General features: G+C 53.3%; 22 protein-coding genes. 12 read left to right on the forward strand and 10 right to left on the reverse strand.

From position 1 onward, the window contains the following. Nucleotides 1–18: 18 nt before the first annotated feature. The 3 genes from icd to ACMGG5_RS15170 all read left to right on the forward strand — a co-directional run bounded on the left by icd (nt 19) and on the right by ACMGG5_RS15170 (nt 2,014). Nucleotides 19–1,269 (forward strand): NADP-dependent isocitrate dehydrogenase, encoded by a 1,251-nt coding sequence (gene icd, locus ACMGG5_RS15160; RefSeq protein WP_008500752.1) that lies wholly within the window; start codon nt 19–21, stop codon nt 1,267–1,269. Nucleotides 1,270–1,346: 77 nt separating this feature from the next. Continuing rightward, nucleotides 1,347–1,694, forward strand: a complete 348-nt coding sequence (locus tag ACMGG5_RS15165) for a DUF1304 domain-containing protein (protein ID WP_420278114.1) — start codon at nt 1,347–1,349, stop codon at nt 1,692–1,694. 74 nt (nt 1,695–1,768) lie between these two features. Beyond that, the gene (locus ACMGG5_RS15170) at nt 1,769–2,014 is read left to right on the forward strand and encodes a YmjA family protein (RefSeq protein ID WP_032657954.1); all 246 of its coding nucleotides are present in this window, start codon (nt 1,769–1,771) and stop codon (nt 2,012–2,014) included. 288 nt (nt 2,015–2,302) lie between these two features. Here the strand turns inward: ACMGG5_RS15170 and ACMGG5_RS15175 are convergent, their stop codons facing one another. Then, on the reverse strand, nt 2,303–3,802 hold the full coding sequence (locus ACMGG5_RS15175) for a cyclic diguanylate phosphodiesterase (RefSeq protein ID WP_024908589.1): 1,500 nt from the start codon (nt 3,800–3,802) through the stop codon (nt 2,303–2,305). 235 nt (nt 3,803–4,037) lie between these two features. Between ACMGG5_RS15175 and ACMGG5_RS15180 the strand changes: the two genes are divergently transcribed. From ACMGG5_RS15180 to ACMGG5_RS15190, 3 genes are all read left to right on the forward strand, one after another. Next, nucleotides 4,038–5,558 carry an EAL domain-containing protein gene (locus ACMGG5_RS15180; RefSeq protein ID WP_420278115.1) on the forward strand — a complete coding sequence of 507 codons (1,521 nt, stop codon included), beginning with the start codon at nt 4,038–4,040 and terminating at the stop codon, nt 5,556–5,558. Between the two features lie 113 nt (nt 5,559–5,671). Next, nucleotides 5,672–7,156, forward strand: coding sequence for a sensor domain-containing diguanylate cyclase (locus tag ACMGG5_RS15185; RefSeq protein ID WP_420278116.1), 1,485 nt, complete (start codon nt 5,672–5,674; stop codon nt 7,154–7,156). Nucleotides 7,157–7,269: 113 nt separating this feature from the next. Continuing rightward, nucleotides 7,270–7,518, forward strand: a complete 249-nt coding sequence (locus ACMGG5_RS15190; RefSeq protein WP_008500746.1) for a GlsB/YeaQ/YmgE family stress response membrane protein — start codon at nt 7,270–7,272, stop codon at nt 7,516–7,518. Nucleotides 7,519–7,647: 129 nt separating this feature from the next. On the opposite strand, the gene ACMGG5_RS15195 is transcribed toward ACMGG5_RS15190, so the two are convergent. Further along, nucleotides 7,648–7,746, reverse strand: a complete 99-nt coding sequence (locus ACMGG5_RS15195) for a YoaK family small membrane protein (RefSeq protein ID WP_014883431.1) — start codon at nt 7,744–7,746, stop codon at nt 7,648–7,650. A gap of 45 nt (nt 7,747–7,791) precedes the next feature. Beyond that, nucleotides 7,792–8,820, reverse strand: a complete 1,029-nt coding sequence (locus tag ACMGG5_RS15200) for a sensor domain-containing diguanylate cyclase (RefSeq protein WP_048990801.1) — start codon at nt 8,818–8,820, stop codon at nt 7,792–7,794. A 309-nt stretch (nt 8,821–9,129) separates the two neighbouring features. On the opposite strand from ACMGG5_RS15200, the gene ACMGG5_RS15205 reads away from it, so the two are divergent. Together ACMGG5_RS15205 and ACMGG5_RS15210 are read left to right on the forward strand one after the other, a co-directional pair. After that, a complete protein-coding gene (locus ACMGG5_RS15205) occupies nt 9,130–9,384 on the forward strand; it encodes a DUF333 domain-containing protein (protein ID WP_024908585.1) in 255 nt (84 codons plus the stop codon). A gap of 80 nt (nt 9,385–9,464) precedes the next feature. Next, nucleotides 9,465–9,770 carry a periplasmic protein gene (locus tag ACMGG5_RS15210; RefSeq protein ID WP_032650897.1) on the forward strand — a complete coding sequence of 102 codons (306 nt, stop codon included), beginning with the start codon at nt 9,465–9,467 and terminating at the stop codon, nt 9,768–9,770. Here ACMGG5_RS15210 and ACMGG5_RS15215 read toward each other — a convergent pair whose 3' ends face one another. Continuing rightward, nucleotides 9,771–10,115, reverse strand: coding sequence for a DUF488 domain-containing protein (locus ACMGG5_RS15215; protein ID WP_420278117.1), 345 nt, complete (start codon nt 10,113–10,115; stop codon nt 9,771–9,773). A gap of 101 nt (nt 10,116–10,216) precedes the next feature. Here ACMGG5_RS15215 and ACMGG5_RS15220 point away from each other — a divergent pair, with 101 nt between their 5' ends. After that, entirely contained in the window at nt 10,217–10,924 is a 708-nt protein-coding gene (locus ACMGG5_RS15220) for a CTP synthase (protein ID WP_024908582.1), read from the forward strand. A gap of 28 nt (nt 10,925–10,952) precedes the next feature. Here the strand turns inward: ACMGG5_RS15220 and ACMGG5_RS15225 are convergent, their stop codons facing one another. Further along, nucleotides 10,953–12,140 (reverse strand): CynX/NimT family MFS transporter, encoded by a 1,188-nt coding sequence (locus ACMGG5_RS15225; RefSeq protein WP_420278118.1) that lies wholly within the window; start codon nt 12,138–12,140, stop codon nt 10,953–10,955. 99 nt (nt 12,141–12,239) lie between these two features. Between ACMGG5_RS15225 and ACMGG5_RS15230 the strand changes: the two genes are divergently transcribed. Then, the gene (locus ACMGG5_RS15230; protein ID WP_048990780.1) at nt 12,240–13,031 is read left to right on the forward strand and encodes an AraC family transcriptional regulator; all 792 of its coding nucleotides are present in this window, start codon (nt 12,240–12,242) and stop codon (nt 13,029–13,031) included. Here the strand turns inward: ACMGG5_RS15230 and ACMGG5_RS15235 are convergent. Beyond that, nucleotides 13,015–13,461 (reverse strand): DUF441 domain-containing protein, encoded by a 447-nt coding sequence (locus tag ACMGG5_RS15235; RefSeq protein WP_024908579.1) that lies wholly within the window; start codon nt 13,459–13,461, stop codon nt 13,015–13,017. The genes ACMGG5_RS15230 and ACMGG5_RS15235 overlap by 17 nt on opposite strands. 145 nt (nt 13,462–13,606) lie before the next feature. Between ACMGG5_RS15235 and yoaI the strand changes: the two genes are divergently transcribed. Continuing rightward, nucleotides 13,607–13,711 carry a small membrane protein YoaI gene (gene yoaI, locus ACMGG5_RS15240; RefSeq protein ID WP_010430055.1) on the forward strand — a complete coding sequence of 35 codons (105 nt, stop codon included), beginning with the start codon at nt 13,607–13,609 and terminating at the stop codon, nt 13,709–13,711. 20 nt (nt 13,712–13,731) lie between these two features. Here yoaI and ACMGG5_RS15245 read toward each other — a convergent pair whose 3' ends face one another. The 3 genes from ACMGG5_RS15245 to yeaG form a co-directional block, all read right to left on the reverse strand. Next, nucleotides 13,732–14,232 carry a YbaK/prolyl-tRNA synthetase associated domain-containing protein gene (locus tag ACMGG5_RS15245; RefSeq protein ID WP_047651996.1) on the reverse strand — a complete coding sequence of 167 codons (501 nt, stop codon included), beginning with the start codon at nt 14,230–14,232 and terminating at the stop codon, nt 13,732–13,734. A 98-nt stretch (nt 14,233–14,330) separates the two neighbouring features. Further along, nucleotides 14,331–15,614, reverse strand: a complete 1,284-nt coding sequence (locus tag ACMGG5_RS15250) for a YeaH/YhbH family protein (RefSeq protein WP_148769065.1) — start codon at nt 15,612–15,614, stop codon at nt 14,331–14,333. Nucleotides 15,615–15,688: 74 nt separating this feature from the next. Continuing rightward, a complete protein-coding gene (yeaG, locus tag ACMGG5_RS15255; protein WP_008500713.1) occupies nt 15,689–17,623 on the reverse strand; it encodes a protein kinase YeaG in 1,935 nt (644 codons plus the stop codon). A 430-nt stretch (nt 17,624–18,053) separates the two neighbouring features. Here yeaG and ACMGG5_RS15260 point away from each other — a divergent pair, with 430 nt between their 5' ends. Next, on the forward strand, nt 18,054–18,800 hold the full coding sequence (locus ACMGG5_RS15260) for a MipA/OmpV family protein (protein ID WP_024908575.1): 747 nt from the start codon (nt 18,054–18,056) through the stop codon (nt 18,798–18,800). Nucleotides 18,801–18,878: 78 nt separating this feature from the next. On the opposite strand, the gene ACMGG5_RS15265 is transcribed toward ACMGG5_RS15260, so the two are convergent. Next, complete coding sequence (locus tag ACMGG5_RS15265; protein ID WP_048990777.1) at nt 18,879–19,763, reverse strand: D-hexose-6-phosphate mutarotase; 885 nt, start codon at nt 19,761–19,763, stop codon at nt 18,879–18,881. Nucleotides 19,764–19,784 lie beyond the last annotated feature (21 nt).

Raw genomic sequence — 19,784 nt, forward strand, 5'->3', positions numbered from 1 at the left:
CGCTCGAAGGAGAGGTTAATGGAAAGCAAAGTAGTTGTTCCGGCGGAAGGTAAAAAGATCACCCTGCAAAACGGCAAGATTAACGTTCCTCACAATCCGATTATCCCGTTCATCGAAGGTGACGGTATCGGTGTAGACGTTACCCCGGCAATGCTGAAAGTGGTTGATGCCGCTGTTGAGAAAGCCTACAAAGGCGAGCGTAAAATTTCCTGGATGGAAATTTACACCGGTGAGAAATCTACTCAAGTTTATGGCCAGGACGTCTGGCTGCCAGCAGAAACGCTGGACCTGATCCGCGACTACCGCGTTGCTATTAAAGGCCCACTGACGACGCCAGTTGGCGGCGGTATCCGTTCCCTGAACGTTGCACTGCGTCAGGAGCTGGACCTGTACGTATGTCTGCGTCCGGTTCGTTACTATCAGGGCACCCCTAGCCCGGTTAAGCACCCTGAACTGACCGATATGGTTATCTTCCGCGAAAACTCAGAAGACATCTACGCGGGTATCGAATGGAAAGCGGACTCTGCTGACGCAGAAAAAGTGATTAAATTCCTGCGCGAAGAGATGGGCGTGAAGAAAATTCGCTTCCCTGAGCATTGCGGTATCGGCATTAAGCCGTGCTCCGAAGAAGGGACCAAGCGTCTGGTGCGTGCAGCCATCGAATATGCAATCACCAACGACCGTGACTCTGTGACCCTGGTTCACAAAGGCAACATCATGAAGTTCACCGAAGGCGCGTTCAAAGACTGGGGTTACCAGTTGGCGAAAGAAGAGTTCGGCGGTGAGCTGATCGACGGCGGCCCATGGCAGAAGATCAAGAACCCGAACACCGGCAAAGAGATCATCATTAAAGATGTGATCGCCGATGCGTTCCTGCAGCAGATCCTGCTGCGTCCTGCAGAATACGACGTGATTGCCTGTATGAACCTGAACGGTGACTACATCTCTGACGCTCTGGCAGCACAGGTTGGCGGTATCGGTATCGCCCCTGGCGCGAACATCGGTGACGAGTGCGCCCTGTTCGAAGCGACCCACGGTACTGCGCCAAAATACGCAGGTCAGGACAAAGTGAACCCAGGCTCTATCATCCTGTCCGCAGAGATGATGCTGCGCCACATGGAATGGTTCGAAGCCGCAGACCTGATCGTTAAAGGTATGGAAGGCGCGATTAACGCGAAAACCGTAACTTACGATTTCGAACGTCTGATGGAAGGCGCTAAGCTGCTGAAATGTTCAGAGTTTGGCGACGCGATTATCGCGAACATGTAATCCAGTTTCTGGGTTAAACAAGAGCGGGGGCCTGAGGGTTCCCGTTTTTTTTGCCTCTGCCTGCGGGAGACAACACGATGCTAGCCACTGTCCTTATCGCTGTCGTTGCACTCATCCATCTCTACATTCTTGTGCTGGAAATGTTCCTGTGGAATACCAAAACAGGGCACAAGGCCTTCAATCTGCGTCCCGACTTTGCGCGCGACACCCGCGTGCTGGCTGCAAATCAGGGGCTGTATAACGGTTTTCTGGCAGCCGGCCTGCTCTGGAGCCTCTGGCTCGGTGAAAAGGGTATTCAGGTGGCCATCTTCTTCCTGGCCTGCGTATTGATCGCCGGTCTCTTTGGCGCAGCCACCGCCAGCCGAAAAATTTTGTATGTGCAGGCCGCGCCCGCGTTCGCAGCGCTGCTTGCGTTACTCTTCTGAAGCAATGCTTTGGTTGAGGTGAGGCGTCCGATATACTGATGGCTTTACCTTTACAGGTTAGCGACGAGACAGTTATGAACAACGATATCCCACTGAAATATTATGACATTGCCGATGAGTATGCGACGGAAGCCGCTGACCCGGTCGCTGAGTCAGAGCGCGACGCGCTGGCGCATTATTTCCAGCTGCTGCTCACCCGTTTATCGAATAATGAGGAGATCAGCGAGGAGGCTCAGCAGGAGATGGCCGCTGAGGCCGGGATCCGTGCGGGTCGCATTGATGATATTGCGAATTTCCTCAATCAGTGGGGAAATGAATAGTCTGCTTTAAAAACCGTTATGCTGATGCTTTGCGATACAGCTCAGCATCACGCTATCGGACCACATGCATTTTTTCCGCAGAATATGCGAAGCAGGTTTGTCGATAAACAGCACGAAAATCACGGTCAGAAAAAAGAGTACCACTGGAAAAAGTAAGGATAATTTCACGTTTTTAACCAAAATAAGAGTGTGTTTCCGGGGAATCTACCATCTGATTGTGACGACTATATGTTTTTGCGTAAAAAATGGAAACGCCAAATCTAAAAAAAGGTCATGCCAGGCTTCTGGTTACGGTGCAACACCGGTGAGTCGTTTCGCCAGCTCGCTCCGGGTGAGTGCTTTTGAAAAATACCATCCCTGAATCAGCGCATCGGGATATCGGCTCGCAATAAAGCGATACTGAACTTCATTTTCCACGCCCTCGAAAACAAGCGTTTTATTCAACTTCGCGAGGGCATCGCTGAAGATAGCAAAGATGTTTTGCTTATAATGTTCGCTGATGCCATCCACCAGTGACTTATCGATTTTAATCTCATCATATTCAAGCAGCGACAGGCGGGCGAGGTTTGAATTTTGCACGCCAAAATCATCTATTGATATTTTAACGCCGAGCGACTTGAGCTCCTGACAGAACCCCTCGAGGATATCTGCCGTGGAAACGGCTTTCTCAGAAAGTTCGACCTTCATCAGAGAAAGGGGAAAGTGATTGGCTAAACACGCTCGACGCAAAATGTTAATGAACTGCCCATCTTCAATTTCCTTCCGCCCAACGTTAATGGAGACGATCAGCTGATGTTTAATCGCCAGCGGGGCAATTTCTGAGAGGGATTTTTCGATAATATTATTATAATATTTTTTATACAGACCGATTTTTTTTATTAATGGGATAAACAGCTCCGGAGAGACGTCCCCATGCTTTTGGTCGCGCCATCGCGACAGAACTTCTACACCCACGATTTTTTGATCGTGAATGCGGATAATAGGCTGGTAGTTAACGCTGATGGTATTGGTCAGGACGGCCTTGATCAGCGTACGTTCCAGAGAAAAACGATCTTCATAGATACGGAATATAAATAACGTTATCGCGACCCAGATAAAAAAGAGTATGACCGTGAGAAACGAAAAGATAAACAGGGGTAACGAGGCCAGCCCTGCATCGTGATGCTTCACGATGACGCATAGGTCCCAGAAGGCGCTGCACTGCGTCAGGGTCAGGGTAAACAACGACGAATGCAGCCAGCTCTGCTGTGTTAGCTCAGGGGAGGTCGTAAAAAAGGTTCTGCCGAAGTCTTTGGTGGTGGTACTCAGAGAATAGCTTGCCGTAACCGGGGTGAATTTATCGTAAGCATAGCGAGTGGTGAAGATAATAATATTATTATAAATTGCCGCATTGCCCGTGAAAAAATCTTTTCTGGAAAACTGCGCCAGAAGAAAGCCTCTCGGCGTTTTATGCAGTTCCGCAGGAAGCGCTACGGGCGTTGCAAGTTTACCCCAAAAAGCAGTACAGACTATTTTTCCCTTCTCGATAAAACCAATATCGTCGAAATAATAGTTATTCAGCGTTATTTGTCTGTAACTATCAAGACTGGTTTTATCACATCCCTGCGTAGTAATGCTTTTAAGGGCCAGCGCTATGCTTTGGGACAGGTCTTCCGAATAATGTAATAGGGTAAGGGATATCTCACGCTGTTTGCTCTTTTGCTGCCCCACGATAACAGCATTGACCGCATAAAGAGACAGGATGACCAGGAGCGTTGAAACGATCGCAACGGCAACGAGTTTTTTCATTTTCCAGTTATCCTGTCCGCTCCCTGATTTGACAAATCTTAACACAGCCAGGGCAAGGCACAAGCCTGATAATCACGTCAGGTGATCAAATTCGGGCAGGTGAACTCATACGAAAGTATCAGTTTTTTAAGACAATTCTCAGCTAAGCTATTTTCATTGTTATAAGCAATACCGGGTAAGTACAGGCTCTTCTTCCAGAACATCGATGCTTGTTTTTTCTATTAAGGAAAACATCGTGCGCAACGTGATGATCCCTATTCTGAGTGCCTTGTTTCTTTTTCTGAGCGGCATTCTGATTATTAACTGGCAGCTATGGCAGATGGCGAAGGCTAATAATAGTCATACCGCCATGGCAAGCACCCAGAAAATAGAAAGTATCCTGGCGGAAGCCGTCAGTGCGGCCAGCACGGCGAAGCGCGTTGCGGAGCAGGGGTGTACCAGCAGCGGACAGCTGGCGCTGGGGACAGAAGCCGCGCTAAAACCACATCTGCGCGCCATCATGATCCAGCAGCAGGGTAAAATCACCTGTACTTCCCTTCCCGGGAATGGCGTATTGATTGTGCATCCGGAGACGTTACCTGAACATAAATTGATGCTGCTGCCCGGCAATCGACTGGTGAACGGCGTCCCGGTGCTTGTCTTCCAGATGCCCATCGCGGGAGGGCGTGTCATCGTCAGCGTCAGTGATGCACATTTGCAGGACGTCATCGCGAACGCATCAAACGGCGTTGACCTGGGGTTGGTTGTCGGCAATAGCATGCTTGGGCGCAACGGTGATGTGACCGGCTGGAAAGCGGCCTCGTGGACGGGGTCACTTACGGCATCTACACAATTCCCCTTTAGTCTGGCCTGGCAACCGCCTGCCTTTTTTAGCCTGACGCGGCTGCTGCAACAGGGATGGAGCCTGATACTACTGATTCTCGTGCTATCGGTGGCGGTGGGCATTTTGATCCGCCGTTACAAGGGGAAAAGCACCTCATTTGAAGACGACTTACGTAAGGCCATTTTGCAGGGGGAGATCGTGCCGTATTACCAGCCGATCGTGAACGGTGATACCGGCGGGCTGTATGGCGTTGAAGTCCTGGCAAGATGGAAGCATCCAAAGTCAGGCTTTATTCCACCGGATGTCTTTATTCCGATTGCCGAACGTAGCGGTTTGATTATTCCGCTAACCAAAGGGTTGATGGCGAAAGTGGTGATGCAGCTTAAGCCGCTTTTGCCTAAGCTCCCGGACGGGTTTCATATCGGGGTGAACATCAGCGCCAGACACATCAATGCGCCATCCTTCATCGGTGATTGTCGCGTCTTCGGGAAGGGGTTTCAGGGTAAAGAAGTCAAATTGGTTCTCGAGGTGACCGAGCGTGAGCCGCTGATCGATAATCCTCACCTGGTGGAAAACCTTAACATGCTGCATAACGCCGGTTTTGTCATTGCACTGGATGATTTTGGTACCGGCTATTCAGGTCTTTCATGCCTTAATGCGCTTGCCATTGATTATATTAAAATTGATAAAAGCTTTGTGAACCGGGTTTCAGATGAAAAAGACTCAACGATCCTGCTGGACTGCGTCATTGACCTGGCGAAAAAACTCTCATTACGCATTGTGGCTGAAGGCGTAGAAACGAAAGCGCAGCTGGAGTATCTCAACCGTAATGAGATTACGCTGTTACAGGGTTATTATTTTGGTAAGCCCGTCTCCTATATCGATTTTATTAAAGTCATTTTATCTAAGCCCCGGGAGACGGTAAGTTTGTAAAACGAAATTACGACGAGCTTCTGTTGCATGCTTAAGTGCAATTCATTTTCCTCTTATCCTGAGCTTTGTTACAGTGACAAGAGTTGTCAGCCAGGGATGTCAGGCGTGATAAGGTGGAAAAGCTCGTGCATGTGAAAAATACTTTTTACACAACAACCATTACCGTCATCATTGTCTCATTGATCATCTCGCTGTCGCTTGCCGTCCAAATTGCCACGTCCAGACAGCAGTCAATCCAGCAAATTAATACCAGCGTCGCTAACCTGAGCCATACCCTTGATGTGTACACCGAGGGGATCATGCGCCAGAGTGAAATGTTAATTACTACCGTTTCCGACATAATCGAAATTTATGGTATGACCCCGCAGCAGGCGACCCATATTCAGCGGATGATAAATAATCAGGATAATCTCCTTACCCAGATTAATAATGTGGTTGTTTACGATGCTCAGGGCGATATCTTTACCGCGTTGCACGAAACTTTTACGGGCCCACGCAAAGGATCGGACAGGTCATTTTTTATCTATCACAAGGAAAATAAAAATCAGCAGATTTTTATTGGCGAGCCCGTAGTCAGCAGAACCAATGGTAAATGGGTCATCACCATTAGTCGGCGCCTTGAAACCCACACCGGGGCATTTAACGGTGTTGTGGTGGTGACCCTGGGTATCGAAAATTTTCTCGCGCTCTACGGGCAGATTAATATTGGTCACGCGGGCGTCATTGGCTTAACAACAGAGTCAGGCGTGCTGCTGGTCCGTTATCCTTTTAAAAATACCTATATTGGCACGATTGTTTCCGATTCACCGCTCTTCAGGAAATACCTCAAGGTACAAAATACCGGGATAGCCAGTTCCATTTCGCGGTTTGATAAGATCGAACGCATTTATGCCTATGAGAAAAACAGACGCTACGGGCTGGTCACCACCGTGGCCGTCAGCATTGATGAGGCCCTTGCACCCTGGCGCAAGCAGGCGATTCAGCTGGCGGTACTCATTTTCGTGTTCACGGCGATACTCATCGTCGCGTCATACTTCCTGTATTCCGACTTATCCAGAAAAACCAGAGATAACAAGGCGCTGAAGATTATCGCCTCTGAGGATGCGCTGACCGGGCTTTACAACCGTCGCATTTTTGATGAAAAAATCCTCTCGGAAATCGTGCTTTGTGCCGCGCATGATGCACCGATTTCGATACTGATTGTGGACGTGGACTTCTTCAAAAAATACAACGATAACTACGGCCATCCGGAAGGGGACCGCTGTCTGGCGCTGCTGGGAAACAGTCTCAGGGAGAGTCTTACTCGTGGTAATCAGATCGTGGCGCGCTACGGCGGAGAGGAGTTTGCGCTGATATTACCTGATACGGACATCCAGGAAGCGCTTCGTCTGGCCCAGACGATTATTCGCAACGTGTTCTCGCTGCAAATCGTCCATGCCTTTAGCCCCTTTGGGCGGGTAACGGTCAGCGTCGGAATTTCTACCGCACGTGCCGTCGACATCGCGGGCAGCCAGCAGAATATCATTATCGCCGCTGACCAGGCGCTCTATCAGGCAAAACGCGCGGGACGTAACCGGTACGCGTTTGTTGGGGTATGACAGGAGAAAAACCACATAGAGTGATGCTTATCACAAATTTCCTTTCTCAGATCCTGTGCTATTCTTTTTTGTGTCGTTGATTTAATGACAAAAACCATACAGAGAGGAAAGTTATGGGAATTTTATCCTGGATTATCTTTGGGCTTATTGCGGGTATTCTGGCGAAGTGGATCATGCCGGGCAAAGATGGCGGTGGGTTTATCGTCACCGTAATACTGGGTATTGTCGGCGCGGTAGTCGGCGGCTGGATCAGTACGCTGTTCGGTTTTGGCAAGGTCGATGGCTTTAACTTCGGCAGTTTCGCCGTCGCGGTGATCGGTGCGCTGGTTGTTCTGTTTATCTACAGAAAGATCAAAAGCTAAGTTCTGAAAGCGATGAAAAAGGCTGCCGGATGGCGGCCTTTTTACGTATCGGGTTTACCACCAGCCAAGCTGCGTGCCGGCAAACGCCGCAATGGCAACGATCAGCATAATGACGGTTGTCTTCCGCATTTATGCTCCCGGAGCCGCGTAGCCGCCGACAAAAAACCACGCTAAAAAAACCACCGCCGTTATAAATATAACGACCGGGAAAAGGATCCCTATTCTCATACCATCACCTGTTTCGGTTTCAATAACGCCGTAGAGTGTACGGGGTTAATCCATGGTGAGAAAGCGTGTTTTGCTTTTTCCTTTCTTATCCTGATACATCGCCACATCCGCGGCGCGTAACGCGCTGTCAGGATCGGTTGCGGCAGGGTCCACTTCGATAACGCCGAAGCTGGCGCCCGGATAAATAATATGAACGCTGCCCAGCCAGTATTCGCCGGCGATGCAGGCGCTGAGGCGCGTTTTGAGCAACGTAAGCTGCGCGTTATCCCCGTCCTGGTGGGGCTGGCTCAGCGACGCGACCAGAAATTCATCACCCCCCAGACGACCGATAATATCGTCCTGCTGTTTCTCTTCGGTCAAACGCTTGCCCACTTCTATCAGGAACTGGTCGCCAGCCTCGTGGCCGTAACGATCGTTAATCAGCTTGAAATCATCCAGATCGATAAATGCGATGATGGCGTTACGCTTCAGGTGCCGGGCCAGAGAAAAGAGGGTGGTCAGATCTTCAAAAATGGCGCGACGGTTGGGTAAACCGGTAAGGGCATCCGTATAGGAGTGCGCGATGAGGGCCGCATTGGCTTCGCGAAGCTGGGTCACCAGCGACTCTTTCTGAATGGACTGGGCAATCAGCCCGGCGAAGAGCTTCAGAACCTGTTCACCGCGCTCGCTCAGCGGCTTTCTGGCCGTGCTGGTGGCGCAGAGCGTTCCGTAAAGTGAACCATCCGCAAGATGGACTGGAATACTCATGTAGGTGGTAATGCCAAGCGCTTTTGCAGCTTCACACTCGGGCCAGCGTTCGGGCACGTCGTTGCTGAACATCGTGTCACTGTCCAGCGCGCGTTTGCACAGCGTCTCATCCCATGGGACGCTCAACCCCTCCGGGATCGTCATCTGTTTGCTGTTGCGGGCATAGAGGATGTGCTGCAGCCGCGCCTCGATATCCACCTTCGTCAGGTAGGTCGACTCCATGTCGGTGACAATCTCCAGCATCTCCAGCAGCTGGCGAACGAGGCTTTCAAGGGATTGCTCGGTGGCAAGGGTTTCTGAAACGCGAGCGAGGATAAGATCCGACATGACGTAGAATGACTCCCAGGCAGAAGACGTCTGCATCTGCATGTTATGCTGAGTTTTTAGGCTTCTGGCATAGTAAAACATGAATACAGAAAATTTAATATATGCAGGGAGCGGGCAGCAGGATAGAAAAAAAGCCCCGTTGTTGAGACCGGGGCAAAGACATCTTGATTACGGAATGATGTTCTCTGGTCATATCGAGAACATGCCACACTATAGTGCTGAAAAGTGCAGTTAAAATGGAGAAATCATGGAGAACGCGGCGATGACCCGTTACCCTTAAACTGTCATGATGTCACAAGGATCAATGAGATGAGATTTCTGCTTCTGGCGCTGGCGCTTCCCCTGGCCGCCTGCACCGCAAAAACCACGCCACCCGATGCACCGAAACCGCCGCACGTTATCGGTATGGCGAACCCGGCCTCCGTCTACTGCCTGGAGAAAGGCGGGGAACAGATCCCGGTTCAAAGTCCGCAGGGCGTTCGCACCGAGTGCAAATTACCGGGCGGCGAAGTGATCGATGAATGGACGCTCTATCGCCGCGATCATCCTCAACCCACCAGGTGACAGACGGATACCGCCTGCGATACACTTCTCTTTAGGATTAATCTTAGCCAGTTTCTGGCGTTCGTTTCCGCGAGAGAAGTATGTTTCAGCTAAAACCGGGCAGCATGGCGATGATCGTGGGTGCCCGCACGGCGTCAGGCCGTCGAAATATTGGTAAATCTGTTGAGCTGTTTGGCCTGTGCCAGCCTGGCCTGCGCTTCGTTAACCCGGTCAACGGCGTGATGACGCAATTACCGACCACCGCAGATCGTGCGCTCTGGCTGGTGACGGGGGATGTCTACGCCTTTGACAATCAGCACGGCTTTGCGTTTGTCCGCGCCGAACATCTGATGCCGCTCACCCCCGATGAAGCGCCGCAAATCCTCGATGAGCTGGCGATCGGCTGATCACAGGTGGCGCAGCCAGTCGGCTAAGACCAGGGCGTGATTTTGCTCCGTGTTTTTGGCAGCAAAGAGCAGGGTGACGGTCTGCCCGTGCGCCAGCGTTGCCAGACGCACGCCCTCGTCAGCATGCTGCGTCAGCTCTTCCCGATAGGCCTGACTGAAGGCGGCGAAATCAATGGTTTCGCTATGAAAGGCCTTGCGTAGTTCAGTTGAGGGCGTGAGCGCTTTACACCATTCGTCATACGCGAGGTCCGTTTTCTTAACACCGCGCGGCCACAGCCTGTCCACCAGTACCCGATAACCGTCGTCAGGGCCTGCCTGTTCGTACACGCGTTTGCATTGAATCATGATTCCACCCTCCCAATTTAAGGTATTGTGATAATTGCAAAAGATCGGTAGTCTGAGGTTCCTTATGTTATCTGATAATACTCTGGCATAAGGAACCTTTCATGGAACACCTCCCGGTTAAAACGACGCTGCGCATTGCGCTGGTTGGCGATTACAATCCCAGTGTAATTGCGCATCAGGCGATCCCGCTGGCCATTGACGACGCCGCCGCAGTACTTGACCTCACCGCCGATTACGACTGGCTTGCCACCACGGAGCTGACAAGCCCTGAAGATCTGGTGGGCTACGATGCCATCTGGCTGGTACCCGCCAGCCCCTATAAAAACACCGAGGCCGCTTTTATCGCCGCGCGCTATGCCCGTGAAAACAGCATCCCGTTCCTGGGCACCTGCGGTGGGTTCCAGCATGCGCTGATTGAGTATGCCCGAAACGTGCTGGGCTGGGCTGATGCGGCACACGCTGAGACGGATACCGAAGGCACCATGGTGATTGCGCCGCTGACCTGCTCGCTGGTGGAAAAAACCGATGCGATTGAACTGCGCAAAAATACGCTGATCGCCAAAGCGTACGGCAAACCGGAAATTGAAGAGGGGTATCACTGTAACTATGGCGTGTCGCCGGCGTTTGCGCAGGCGCTGGAAAGCGGTGATATGCATGTTACGGGCTGGGACGACCAGGGAGAAATTCGCGCCGCAGAACTGGTCACGCACCCGTTCTTCGTGATCACCTTATTCCAGCATGAGCGTGCTGCGCTGGAAGGACGTCCGGTCGTGCTGGTGCAGGCGATGCTGCGCGCGGCCCGCGGTTAAAAAAGGCAGACCCGAGGGTCTGCCACACTTAACGGGGCGCGATCTCCCGGTTTCGCCCGGCTAAGATGCCGCAGAGGGCCATTATCACCGCGGCCAGGGCGCAGCCCAGAAGCGGGATCCGCCAGTCCCCTGCGCTATCGTGAATTTTCCCCATCAGCGGAGGGCCGCAGGCGGCGAGCAGATAGCCAATCGACTGTGCCATGCCGGACAGCGCCGCAGCCTGGTGCGCGGAGCTGGCGCGCAGACCGATGAACGTCAGGCCGAGGATCATCGTTGCTCCTGTGCCAAAGCCAAACACCAGCGTCCACATCACCGCCATGCCTGGCATAAACCATAATCCCGCCGCGCTTATCGCGCACAGCAGCGCCACTGCGCCTGCAATGGCCCGCTGATCTTTCAGACGGTGGAGGATCAGCGGCACGGCAAGCCCCGGCACGGCCGTGGCCAGCTGCAGCAGTCCGTGCACCGAGCCGGCCTGCGCTTCGCTGTAGCCGTGGCTCAGCAGTATCGCCGGCAGCCAGCCGATGATGACGTAGTAAATCAGCGAGTTAATCCCTAAAAAGAGCGTCACCTGCCAGGCGAGCGCCGAGCGCCAGATGGCGCGATTATGCAGCGCGCCAGCGCCCGTTACCGCTGCAACGTGTTTCTGACGCCACTGGGGTAACCAGAGCAGCAGCGCGACCAGCGGAAACGCCATCAGCATCAGCAGTGCACCATGCCAGCCCGCGTTCCCCTGCGCCAGGGGAACAATCATCGCTGATCCAAACGCCGCCGAGACGCCCATCGTCAGGGAATAAGCACCGGTGAGCTTCGCCACCTGGCCCGGAAAGTCACGCTTAATTAATCCGGGTAACAGCACGTTCCCGAGCGCAATACCGCAGCCAATGACCGCCGTACCGATAAACAGCAGCGCGGCGGAAGGCAGAGAGCGAACCGCAATTCCGGCGCAAATCAGCAGCAGGGCGATAAACAGGCTGCGCTCCATGCCGATACGTCGGGCAACGCCTGCGGCAAGCGGCGAGACGAGGGCGAAAGCCAGCAGGGGCAGGGTGGTCAGCAGACCGGTTTGCGCCGTGCTTAAGCCATAATCAAGACGAATAGTGTCGAGCAGCGGCGCTGCGCCGGTAAAAATGACGCGAAGCGTAGTGGCAATCATCAGGATGCCTGCAATTAACAGCGCGCCGTGTTTTCCTGAGGTGCGAATAGCAGTAGTCATTATGTTCTCATACGTTCAAGCGAGCGCACACAATACCGATTTTCTCAGCGGTTGAAATCAGGCTAAAATGACAGTTTATCGCTAATATCGGACAAACTGATGATTGGTCTGGGACTGGAGGGCTACGATCCAGATAGCCAGTACGATGCGGCCGTCGCATTTCGCATTCAGGTGGTGGCGGAGGAACAATATATTCCCCGGCATCATCACCGTAAGGGGCAGCTGATTCTGGCCCTTGGCGGCGCAATCACCTGCGAAGTGGAAAATGCGATGCTGATGGTTCCGCCCCAGTATGCCGTCTGGATCCCCGGCCAGATGCCGCACAGCAACAGGGCCACGCCGGGCGCGCAGCTCTGCTTTTTGTTTATTGAGCCGGGGGCGGCAAGCTTGCCCGAGCGCTGCTGTACCCTGAAAATCTCTCCTCTGGTGCGGGAGCTGATTTTATCCCTGGCGGAAAAATCGCGTGAGCAGCTTCCTCTTGCGACCACGTCGCGCCTGGTGGACGTCCTGTTTGACGAGCTGCCGCTCCAGCGTCAGGAGCACCTGCAGCTGCCCGTCTCGCCCCATCCTAAAATTCGACTGATGAGCGAGAAGATGGCGGAAGAGCCCGCCGCCTGGCAGACGCTGGCGCAGTGGGCGAGCCATTTTGCCATGAGCGAACGCAGCCTGGCGCGGCTGGTGGTGAAAGAGACCGGTTTAAGCTTTCGCCGCTGGCGTCACCAGCTGCAGCTGATCGTGGCGTTACAGCATTTGATTAGTGGGAAATCGGTACAGCAGGTGGCCCAGTCACTGGGCTATGACTCGACCACCGCGTTTATCACCATGTTCAGGAAGGGGCTGGGCCAGACGCCGGCGCGTTATATGGCCAGCCTGACTACGACTTCCCGATAAACAGCGAGACAAGGCCTGCCGCAATCAGCGGGCCGACCGGCACGCCGCGGAAGAGCGCCACGCCCAGCACGGTGCCCACCAGCAGACCCGCCACCAGCGAGGGCTGGCTGCTCATTAGCGTGACGCCGCGTCCGCCCAGCCACGACACAAAAATCCCCACCGCGATCGCCACCAGCGATTTCCAGTTTACGAACGAGTGCAGCAGGGTTGATGCAGGAAGCGTACCGCTGGCGATGGGCGCCATTACCCCGATGGTTAAAATGATTATCCCGATGGTGAGGCCTTGTTTTTCTATCCACGGGAAAAAGGTATTTAGCGGGGTCACGCGAACAATAATAAGCACCAGAATCGAGATGGCGACCGTGGTGTTATGGCTGACAAAGCCGAGCGCGGCGAGTGCCAGAAGAATGAGCAGAGTAGGGTCAAACATAGGGAATCCTTGCCAGAATAATTAACCTGCTTACTGTACGCGCAAACGCGACGCAGGACAGTTTTAAAAAGATTTTATTGTTGTCATAACCTTGTCATTTACGCGGATTAAAACGGAGGCAGATATCGCAAAAGGGGTCGCCATCATGAACGATCACATGTTTGTGGAAACGCTGATTATCTCCTCATCGTTTTTCGCTATTGCCGTTATTCTCGTTGCCTCCGTGCTGTTTCTGGAACGAAAAGGCTGACAGGGCGTCAGCCATTGTAGTTACGCTTTATGGAAAGTTACCAGCTCAGGACGGGCGATGCGCAGGTAATCCTGGGTATCCATAATCACGGATTTCTCCAGCAGGCCAGCGTTAAACGCGATTTCGTCAAAACGCTCGAACAGCAGCGGGTCGGCAACCAGCGCCAAATCAGGATGGAAGCTAAAGGGCGGGATAGCGCCGAAAACGCAGGCGGTCAGGGTATCGACCTCGGCCGGGCTGGCGAGGGAGGCCTTTAGCCCGCCAAAATGACTGGCAAGCTGGCTCAGGTCAGCCTGCAGATCGGCGGCGAGGATCGCCAGAACGTGTTTTTTTACGCCGTTTCCCTTCACCTTGCAGACCAGGGCTTTGGCGCCTTGCCGCAGATCGGTTCCGCGAATTTCACTTACCGCTTCACATTTCCCGACCGCCTCGTGCTCCATGACGCGAAACCGCGCGCCCTGCTCGGTGAGTAAGGTAATCAGTTGCTGGTGGGTTCCTGCCCCAATAACGTCGTCAGTCATAACGATTTCCCGGTGATAATCCAGTATGCAGCGTTCTACATTAGCACGGGATGAACGGGGTCGAAAGAAAACAGCCAGCGCTTTCGCTGGCTGTTTGATTATGCGTTGCTGGTAGAAGATTGCTTGTGGAACAGCTCCCTGAACACAGGATAAATATCATCCTGGTCACGGATATGCTGCATGGCAAAATTATCGAACATCGATTGCAGATGTTCATACTCCCGCCACAGGGTCTGGTGCGCGCGACGGGTGATTTCGATATAGCTGTAGTAACGCACCACCGGTAGAATTTTCTTCGCCAGGATCTCATGACACAGCGGTGAGTCGTCGGCCCAGTTATCGCCGTCCGACGCCTGCGCGGCATAAATATTCCACTGCGACGGGTCGTAACGCTCTTTCACCACTTCATCCATCAGCTTCAGGGCGCTTGAGACGATGGTCCCGCCGGTCTCCTGCGAGTAGAAGAACTCATGCTCATCCACCTCTTTCGCCTGAGTGTGGTGGCGGATATAGACCACCTCCACGTTCTTATAGGTTCTGCTCAGGAACAGATAGAGCAGAATATAAAAACGCTTCGCCATATCCTTGGTTGCCTGATCCATCGAGCCGGACACGTCCATCAGACAGAACATCACCGCCTGGCTGGAGGGCTCAGGGCGTTTTTCGTAGTTCTTGTAGCGCAGGTCGAAGGTGTCGATAAACGGTACCCGTTCGATCTTCGCCCTCAGCTCTGCAATCTCTTTACGCAGGCGCTCCTCTTCCAGCAGTTGCGCCGGTTCCGTGTTTTCCACGACCTTCAGGTTGCTCTCGAGCTCGCGCAGTTCGCGACGTTTGCCTGCCGTCATGGCCGTGCGTCGCGCCAGCGAGTTCTGCAACGAACGCACGACGCTGATGTTGGCGGGCACGCCGTTGGCGGTATAGCCCGCGCGATGGGTTTTATATTCATTAAGCTGACGATGCTGATTCTTTTTCAGATTCGGCAGCGCCAGGTCTTCAAACAGCAGGTCGAGATATTCATCTTTCGAAATCTGGAAGACAAATTCGTCCTGGCCTTCACCGTCCTGGCTGGCCTGTCCCTGACCGCTTCCTGAACCACCTCCGCCGCCCTGAGGGCGCTCAATTCTGTCGTTCTGAACGAAGTGGTCATTACCTGGGTGTACGCGATGGCGCAGGCCGCCTCGCCCCTGATGAAACATCGGTTCGCTGATGTCATCGGTGGGGATGGAGACAGACTCGCCGCTGTCGACGTCGGTCACCGAGCGTTTGTTGATGGCCTCGGAGATAGACTGTTTAATTTGCGCTTTATAACGACGCAAGAAGCGCTGGCGGTTCACCGTGCTCTTGTTTTTGCCGTTAAGACGCCGGTCAATAAACCAGGTCATATACCCCCCGTACTGCATTTGCCAACTTGCATTTTGTAGGCCCGGCAGGCGCTAAACGCCGCCGGGCACTTGTTTTAAGACGATTTACGCACGCGCAGGTACCATTCGCAGAGCAGGCGGACCTGTTTGCGGGTGTAGCCTTTTTCCATCATACGGTCGACAAAATCGTCGTGTTTTTTCTGTTCATCGGTTGAGGTTTTGGCGTTAAACGAGATCACCGGCAGCAGCTCTTCGGTATTGGAGAACATTTTCTTCTCAATGACCGTGCGCAGTTTCTCGTAGCTGGTCCAGTTCGGATTGCGCCCGTTGTTATGCGCTCTGGCGCGCAGGACGAAGTTCACAATCTCGTTACGGAAGTCTTTCGGGTTGCTGATCCCGGCAGGCTTCTCGATTTTTTCCAGCTCCGCGTTCAGGGATTCACGGTCAAACAGCTGGCCGGTATCCGGGTCGCGGTACTCCTGATCCTGGATCCAGAAGTCAGCGTAGGTGACATAACGGTCGAAAATGTTCTGCCCGTACTCTGAATAGGATTCCAGGTAGGCCGTCTGGATCTCTTTGCCAATGAACTCGGCGTATTTCGGAATCAGGTAACCTTTGAGGAACTCAAGGTAGCGTTCGGCCTGCTCCTGCGGGAACTGCTCGCGCTCGATTTGCTGCTCCAGCACGTAGAACAGATGAACCGGGTTGGCCGCCACTTCCGCATGGTCGAAGTTAAAGACGCGGGAGAGGATCTTAAACGCGAAACGCGTAGACAGACCGTTCATCCCCTCATCAACCCCGGCATAGTCGCGGTATTCCTGATACGACTTCGCTTTCGGGTCGGTATCTTTCAGGCTTTCACCGTCATAGACGCGCATTTTCGAATAGATGCTGGAGTTTTCCGGCTCTTTCAGACGCGAAAGGATGGAGAAGCGTGACAGCGTTTCCAGCGTGCCGGGCGCGCAGGGGGCATGCACCAGCTCACTGTGGTTAAGCAGTTTCTCGTAAATTTTGATCTCTTCGGAGATCCGCAGGCAATAAGGCACCTTGACGATGTACACGCGGTCAAGGAAGGCCTCATTGTTTTTGTTATTACGGAAGGTCACCCATTCAGATTCGTTCGAGTGGGCGAGAATAATCCCGTTAAACGGCAGGGCGGAGATACCTTCCGTCCCGTTGTAGTTGCCTTCCTGAGTCGCCGTCAGCAGCGGATGCAGCACCTTGATTGGCGCTTTAAACATCTCGACGAACTCCATAATCCCCTGGTTCGCGCGGCACAGCGCGCCCGAGTAACCGTAGGCATCCGGATCGTTTTGCGCGAAGTTTTCCAGCTTACGGATGTCGACTTTACCCACCAGCGCCGAGATGTCCTGGTTGTTCTCATCGCCAGGTTCCGTTTTGGCGATGGCGATCTGTTCAAGGATAGACGGCCAGACTTTCACCACGCGGAATTTGGTGATATCGCCACCAAACTCGTGCAGGCGTTTAGCCGCCCACGGCGACATGATGGTGCCGAGATAGCGACGCGGGATGCCATACTCTTTGTCCAGAATCTGCGCATCTTCCTGCGGATTGAACAGGCACAGCGGATGGTCGTTCACCGGGCTGCGTTCACCGTTGGCGCTCAGCACATAGATAGGCACGCGCTGCATCAGCGACTTCAGGCGTTCCGCCAGCGAGGATTTACCGCCGCCCACGGGGCCGAGTAAATAGAGGATCTGTTTCTTCTCTTCCAGACCCTGAGCGGCATGCTTCAGGTAGGAGACAATCTGTTCGATGGCATCTTCCATACCATAGAACTCTTCAAACGCCGGATATCGGGCGACCACCCGATTCGAAAAGAGACGGGAAAGCCGAGGCTCCAGGGCAGTGTCAACCATGTTTGGCTCACCAATAGCCATCAATAGCCGTTCTGCCGCATTGGCATAGGCACTGCGATCTTGCCGACAGATGGTAAGAAACTCCTGCAGTGTGAACTCTTCGTCCTTGGCAGCTTCATAGCGCTGGCGATAGTGATCGAATATATTCATGGCATGCCGTCCTTTCGTTTTTTAGCACAGGATAAGAGCCGTTCGTATGAGTAGTGGAGGCTCCCGGAAGAGAATCTCTCGCACCTCACTGCCAAAGCAGCAACCTGTGTGCCAGGTCAGACGCTAAGAACCGCAGGTGTTCAGGAAAACTCTTCTTAAATTAAAGCGTAGATGGCATTTGCAAAACTTGCATGCCCAGAAAATCTACTTTCAATGACATATCAATAACTCATCCAAAAATTTCCACTGTCGTTATAAGACAAATGCACGTTTTTCATTCAGTGGTCATATAAATGAAAGCAGGCTGTCATCTGATAAGTTAAAAATAATGGGTTAATCAGACTGATTAGCAGGCAAAAAATTTTGGGATGTACGGGAATGGCGGTTACACTTCATCCGCTGATTATTTGACTACAGGAAAGAATGGATTGTGACCAAACTCAAACTTCTGGCATTAGGCATCCTTGCCGCGACCGCAGTGAACACCGCACAGGCGGAAAGTCAGTGGACGGTTGGCGCGGGTGTTGGCGTCATTAACAGCCCGTACAAACAGTATGACCGTGACGTTTATCCTGTTCCCGTTATCACCTATGAAGGCGATAACGTCTGGTTCCGCGGGCTCGGCGGCGGCTACTATCTCTGGAACGATACGGCCGATAAGCTCTCCATCATGGCCTACTATGATCCGACGCACTTCAAGCCGGGTGACAGCGACAGCCACGCGCTTCGCCAGCTCGACAAGCGCAAAAGCTCGATGATGGCCGGGCTCTCATACGTGCATAACACCCAGTATGGCTTCCTGCGTACGGCCCTGGCAGGCGATACGCTCGATAACAGCAACGGCTTTATCTGGGATCTGGCGTGGCTGTACCGCTATACCAACGGTGGTCTGACCCTGACGCCGGGTATTGGTGTGCAGTACAACAGCGAGAACTACAACGACTACTACTATGGCGTATCTAAAAACGAGTCCCGCCGCAGTGGTCTGAAGAGCTACAGCGCAGATGACGGCTGGGATCCGTACCTGGAGCTGACCGCGAGCTACAACTTCCTCGGCGACTGGAGCGTGTACGGTACCGGCCGCTATGAGCGTCTGAGCGACGAAGTGAAGGATAGCCCGATGGTCGACAAATCCTGGGCAGGTATTTTCTCTGTCGGCGTGAGCTACAAGTTCTGATTGCGCACTAATATCGTGCAATTGATGCATTAAAACGGGGCGCGCGCGCCCCGTTTGCTTTAATGTGGTGCAGCAAAATTATCGCTTAACAATACGGATCGTCTGCCCTAAACGAGACGGTTTTTCGTCGCTCGCTTTTTGCGGGGTGCTCACGCAGGCGGTTTCCACGCAGACAAACGTTTTATACCCTTCATCCGTCATGTCGGCCATGCTGACGGACAGCGCCGGGCCCGGGTTCCAGCCCACCACGTCGCTGTGATGATGATGGACCACTTCAATTCCGCGGTTCAGCGCGCCGTCGTGGATCACGCTGCACGCTTCCGGATGCAGGTAGACGCGGTCGGTACGGTCAGGGAACGTCTGTACGCCGTCGCTCAGTTTACCTTCTTTGGCGTTATCCACTTTGTCGATAAAGGTATCGCCAAGACCGCTCACCTTCACTGCGCCGATATCACCCACGTTGAAGTAGGTGTGCAGGGCTGCGGTGGTTTCAAACTCACCGTGGGCTTCCAGTTCGATTTCACAGGTTTTACCCAGCTTAAAGCGGGCATACAGGGTGAAATCATGCGGCCAGAGGGCGCGGGTTTCATCATTAGCCTGCAGCTCAAAGGTCAGCACGGCGCCGTTGTCATCTTCGTTGTGCGCTTTCAGGGTCCACTGCTGGTTACGGGCAAAACCGTGAGAAGGCAAACCCTGCTGGGCGGACGGGCCGAACCACGGCCAGCAGATCGGTACGCCACCGCGAATAGCCGCCCCTTTTTTGAAGGAGGTCGCATCGCTCAGCCATAAGCCTTCGGCTTCACCTTCCGGTTTCCAGGAGAGCAGGTGGGCGCCGTTCAGCGCCACGGAGGCTTTAACGCGTGGATGGTCAACGACGATAACGTCGGCACCGTCAATCTGACGGCGGGAAAGCACAGGGGTAAGTTGTTCGACTACCGGAAGTGCAAAAATTTTATTAATCATTAAGCAATCCTCTGTCTTATA

This window comes from Enterobacter sp. BNK-34 (assembly GCF_048684445.1).
Classification (GTDB): Bacteria; Pseudomonadota; Gammaproteobacteria; order Enterobacterales; family Enterobacteriaceae; genus Enterobacter; species Enterobacter pseudoroggenkampii.

What these genes read in the sequence shown, in the direction of transcription:
- ACMGG5_RS15175 (WP_024908589.1), bottom strand. Translation starts at nt 3,802, where the DNA reads ATGAAAAAACTCGTTGCCGTTGCGATCGTTTCAACGCTCCTGGTCATC.
- ACMGG5_RS15170 (WP_032657954.1), top strand. Translation starts at nt 1,769, where the DNA reads ATGAACAACGATATCCCACTGAAATATTATGACATTGCCGATGAGTAT.
- ACMGG5_RS15190 (WP_008500746.1), top strand. Translation starts at nt 7,270, where the DNA reads ATGGGAATTTTATCCTGGATTATCTTTGGGCTTATTGCGGGTATTCTG.
- ACMGG5_RS15205 (WP_024908585.1), top strand. Translation starts at nt 9,130, where the DNA reads ATGAGATTTCTGCTTCTGGCGCTGGCGCTTCCCCTGGCCGCCTGCACC.
- icd (WP_008500752.1), top strand. Translation starts at nt 19, where the DNA reads ATGGAAAGCAAAGTAGTTGTTCCGGCGGAAGGTAAAAAGATCACCCTG.
- ACMGG5_RS15250 (WP_148769065.1), bottom strand. Translation starts at nt 15,614, where the DNA reads ATGACCTGGTTTATTGACCGGCGTCTTAACGGCAAAAACAAGAGCACG.
- ACMGG5_RS15265 (WP_048990777.1), bottom strand. Translation starts at nt 19,763, where the DNA reads ATGATTAATAAAATTTTTGCACTTCCGGTAGTCGAACAACTTACCCCT.
- ACMGG5_RS15195 (WP_014883431.1), bottom strand. Translation starts at nt 7,746, where the DNA reads ATGAGAATAGGGATCCTTTTCCCGGTCGTTATATTTATAACGGCGGTG.
- ACMGG5_RS15215 (WP_420278117.1), bottom strand. Translation starts at nt 10,115, where the DNA reads ATGATTCAATGCAAACGCGTGTACGAACAGGCAGGCCCTGACGACGGT.
- ACMGG5_RS15245 (WP_047651996.1), bottom strand. Translation starts at nt 14,232, where the DNA reads ATGACTGACGACGTTATTGGGGCAGGAACCCACCAGCAACTGATTACC.
- ACMGG5_RS15235 (WP_024908579.1), bottom strand. Translation starts at nt 13,461, where the DNA reads ATGTTTGACCCTACTCTGCTCATTCTTCTGGCACTCGCCGCGCTCGGC.
- yeaG (WP_008500713.1), bottom strand. Translation starts at nt 17,623, where the DNA reads ATGAATATATTCGATCACTATCGCCAGCGCTATGAAGCTGCCAAGGAC.
- yoaI (WP_010430055.1), top strand. Translation starts at nt 13,607, where the DNA reads ATGAACGATCACATGTTTGTGGAAACGCTGATTATCTCCTCATCGTTT.
- ACMGG5_RS15200 (WP_048990801.1), bottom strand. Translation starts at nt 8,820, where the DNA reads ATGTCGGATCTTATCCTCGCTCGCGTTTCAGAAACCCTTGCCACCGAG.
- ACMGG5_RS15165 (WP_420278114.1), top strand. Translation starts at nt 1,347, where the DNA reads ATGCTAGCCACTGTCCTTATCGCTGTCGTTGCACTCATCCATCTCTAC.
- ACMGG5_RS15220 (WP_024908582.1), top strand. Translation starts at nt 10,217, where the DNA reads ATGGAACACCTCCCGGTTAAAACGACGCTGCGCATTGCGCTGGTTGGC.
- ACMGG5_RS15230 (WP_048990780.1), top strand. Translation starts at nt 12,240, where the DNA reads ATGATTGGTCTGGGACTGGAGGGCTACGATCCAGATAGCCAGTACGAT.
- ACMGG5_RS15210 (WP_032650897.1), top strand. Translation starts at nt 9,465, where the DNA reads ATGTTTCAGCTAAAACCGGGCAGCATGGCGATGATCGTGGGTGCCCGC.
- ACMGG5_RS15225 (WP_420278118.1), bottom strand. Translation starts at nt 12,140, where the DNA reads ATGACTACTGCTATTCGCACCTCAGGAAAACACGGCGCGCTGTTAATT.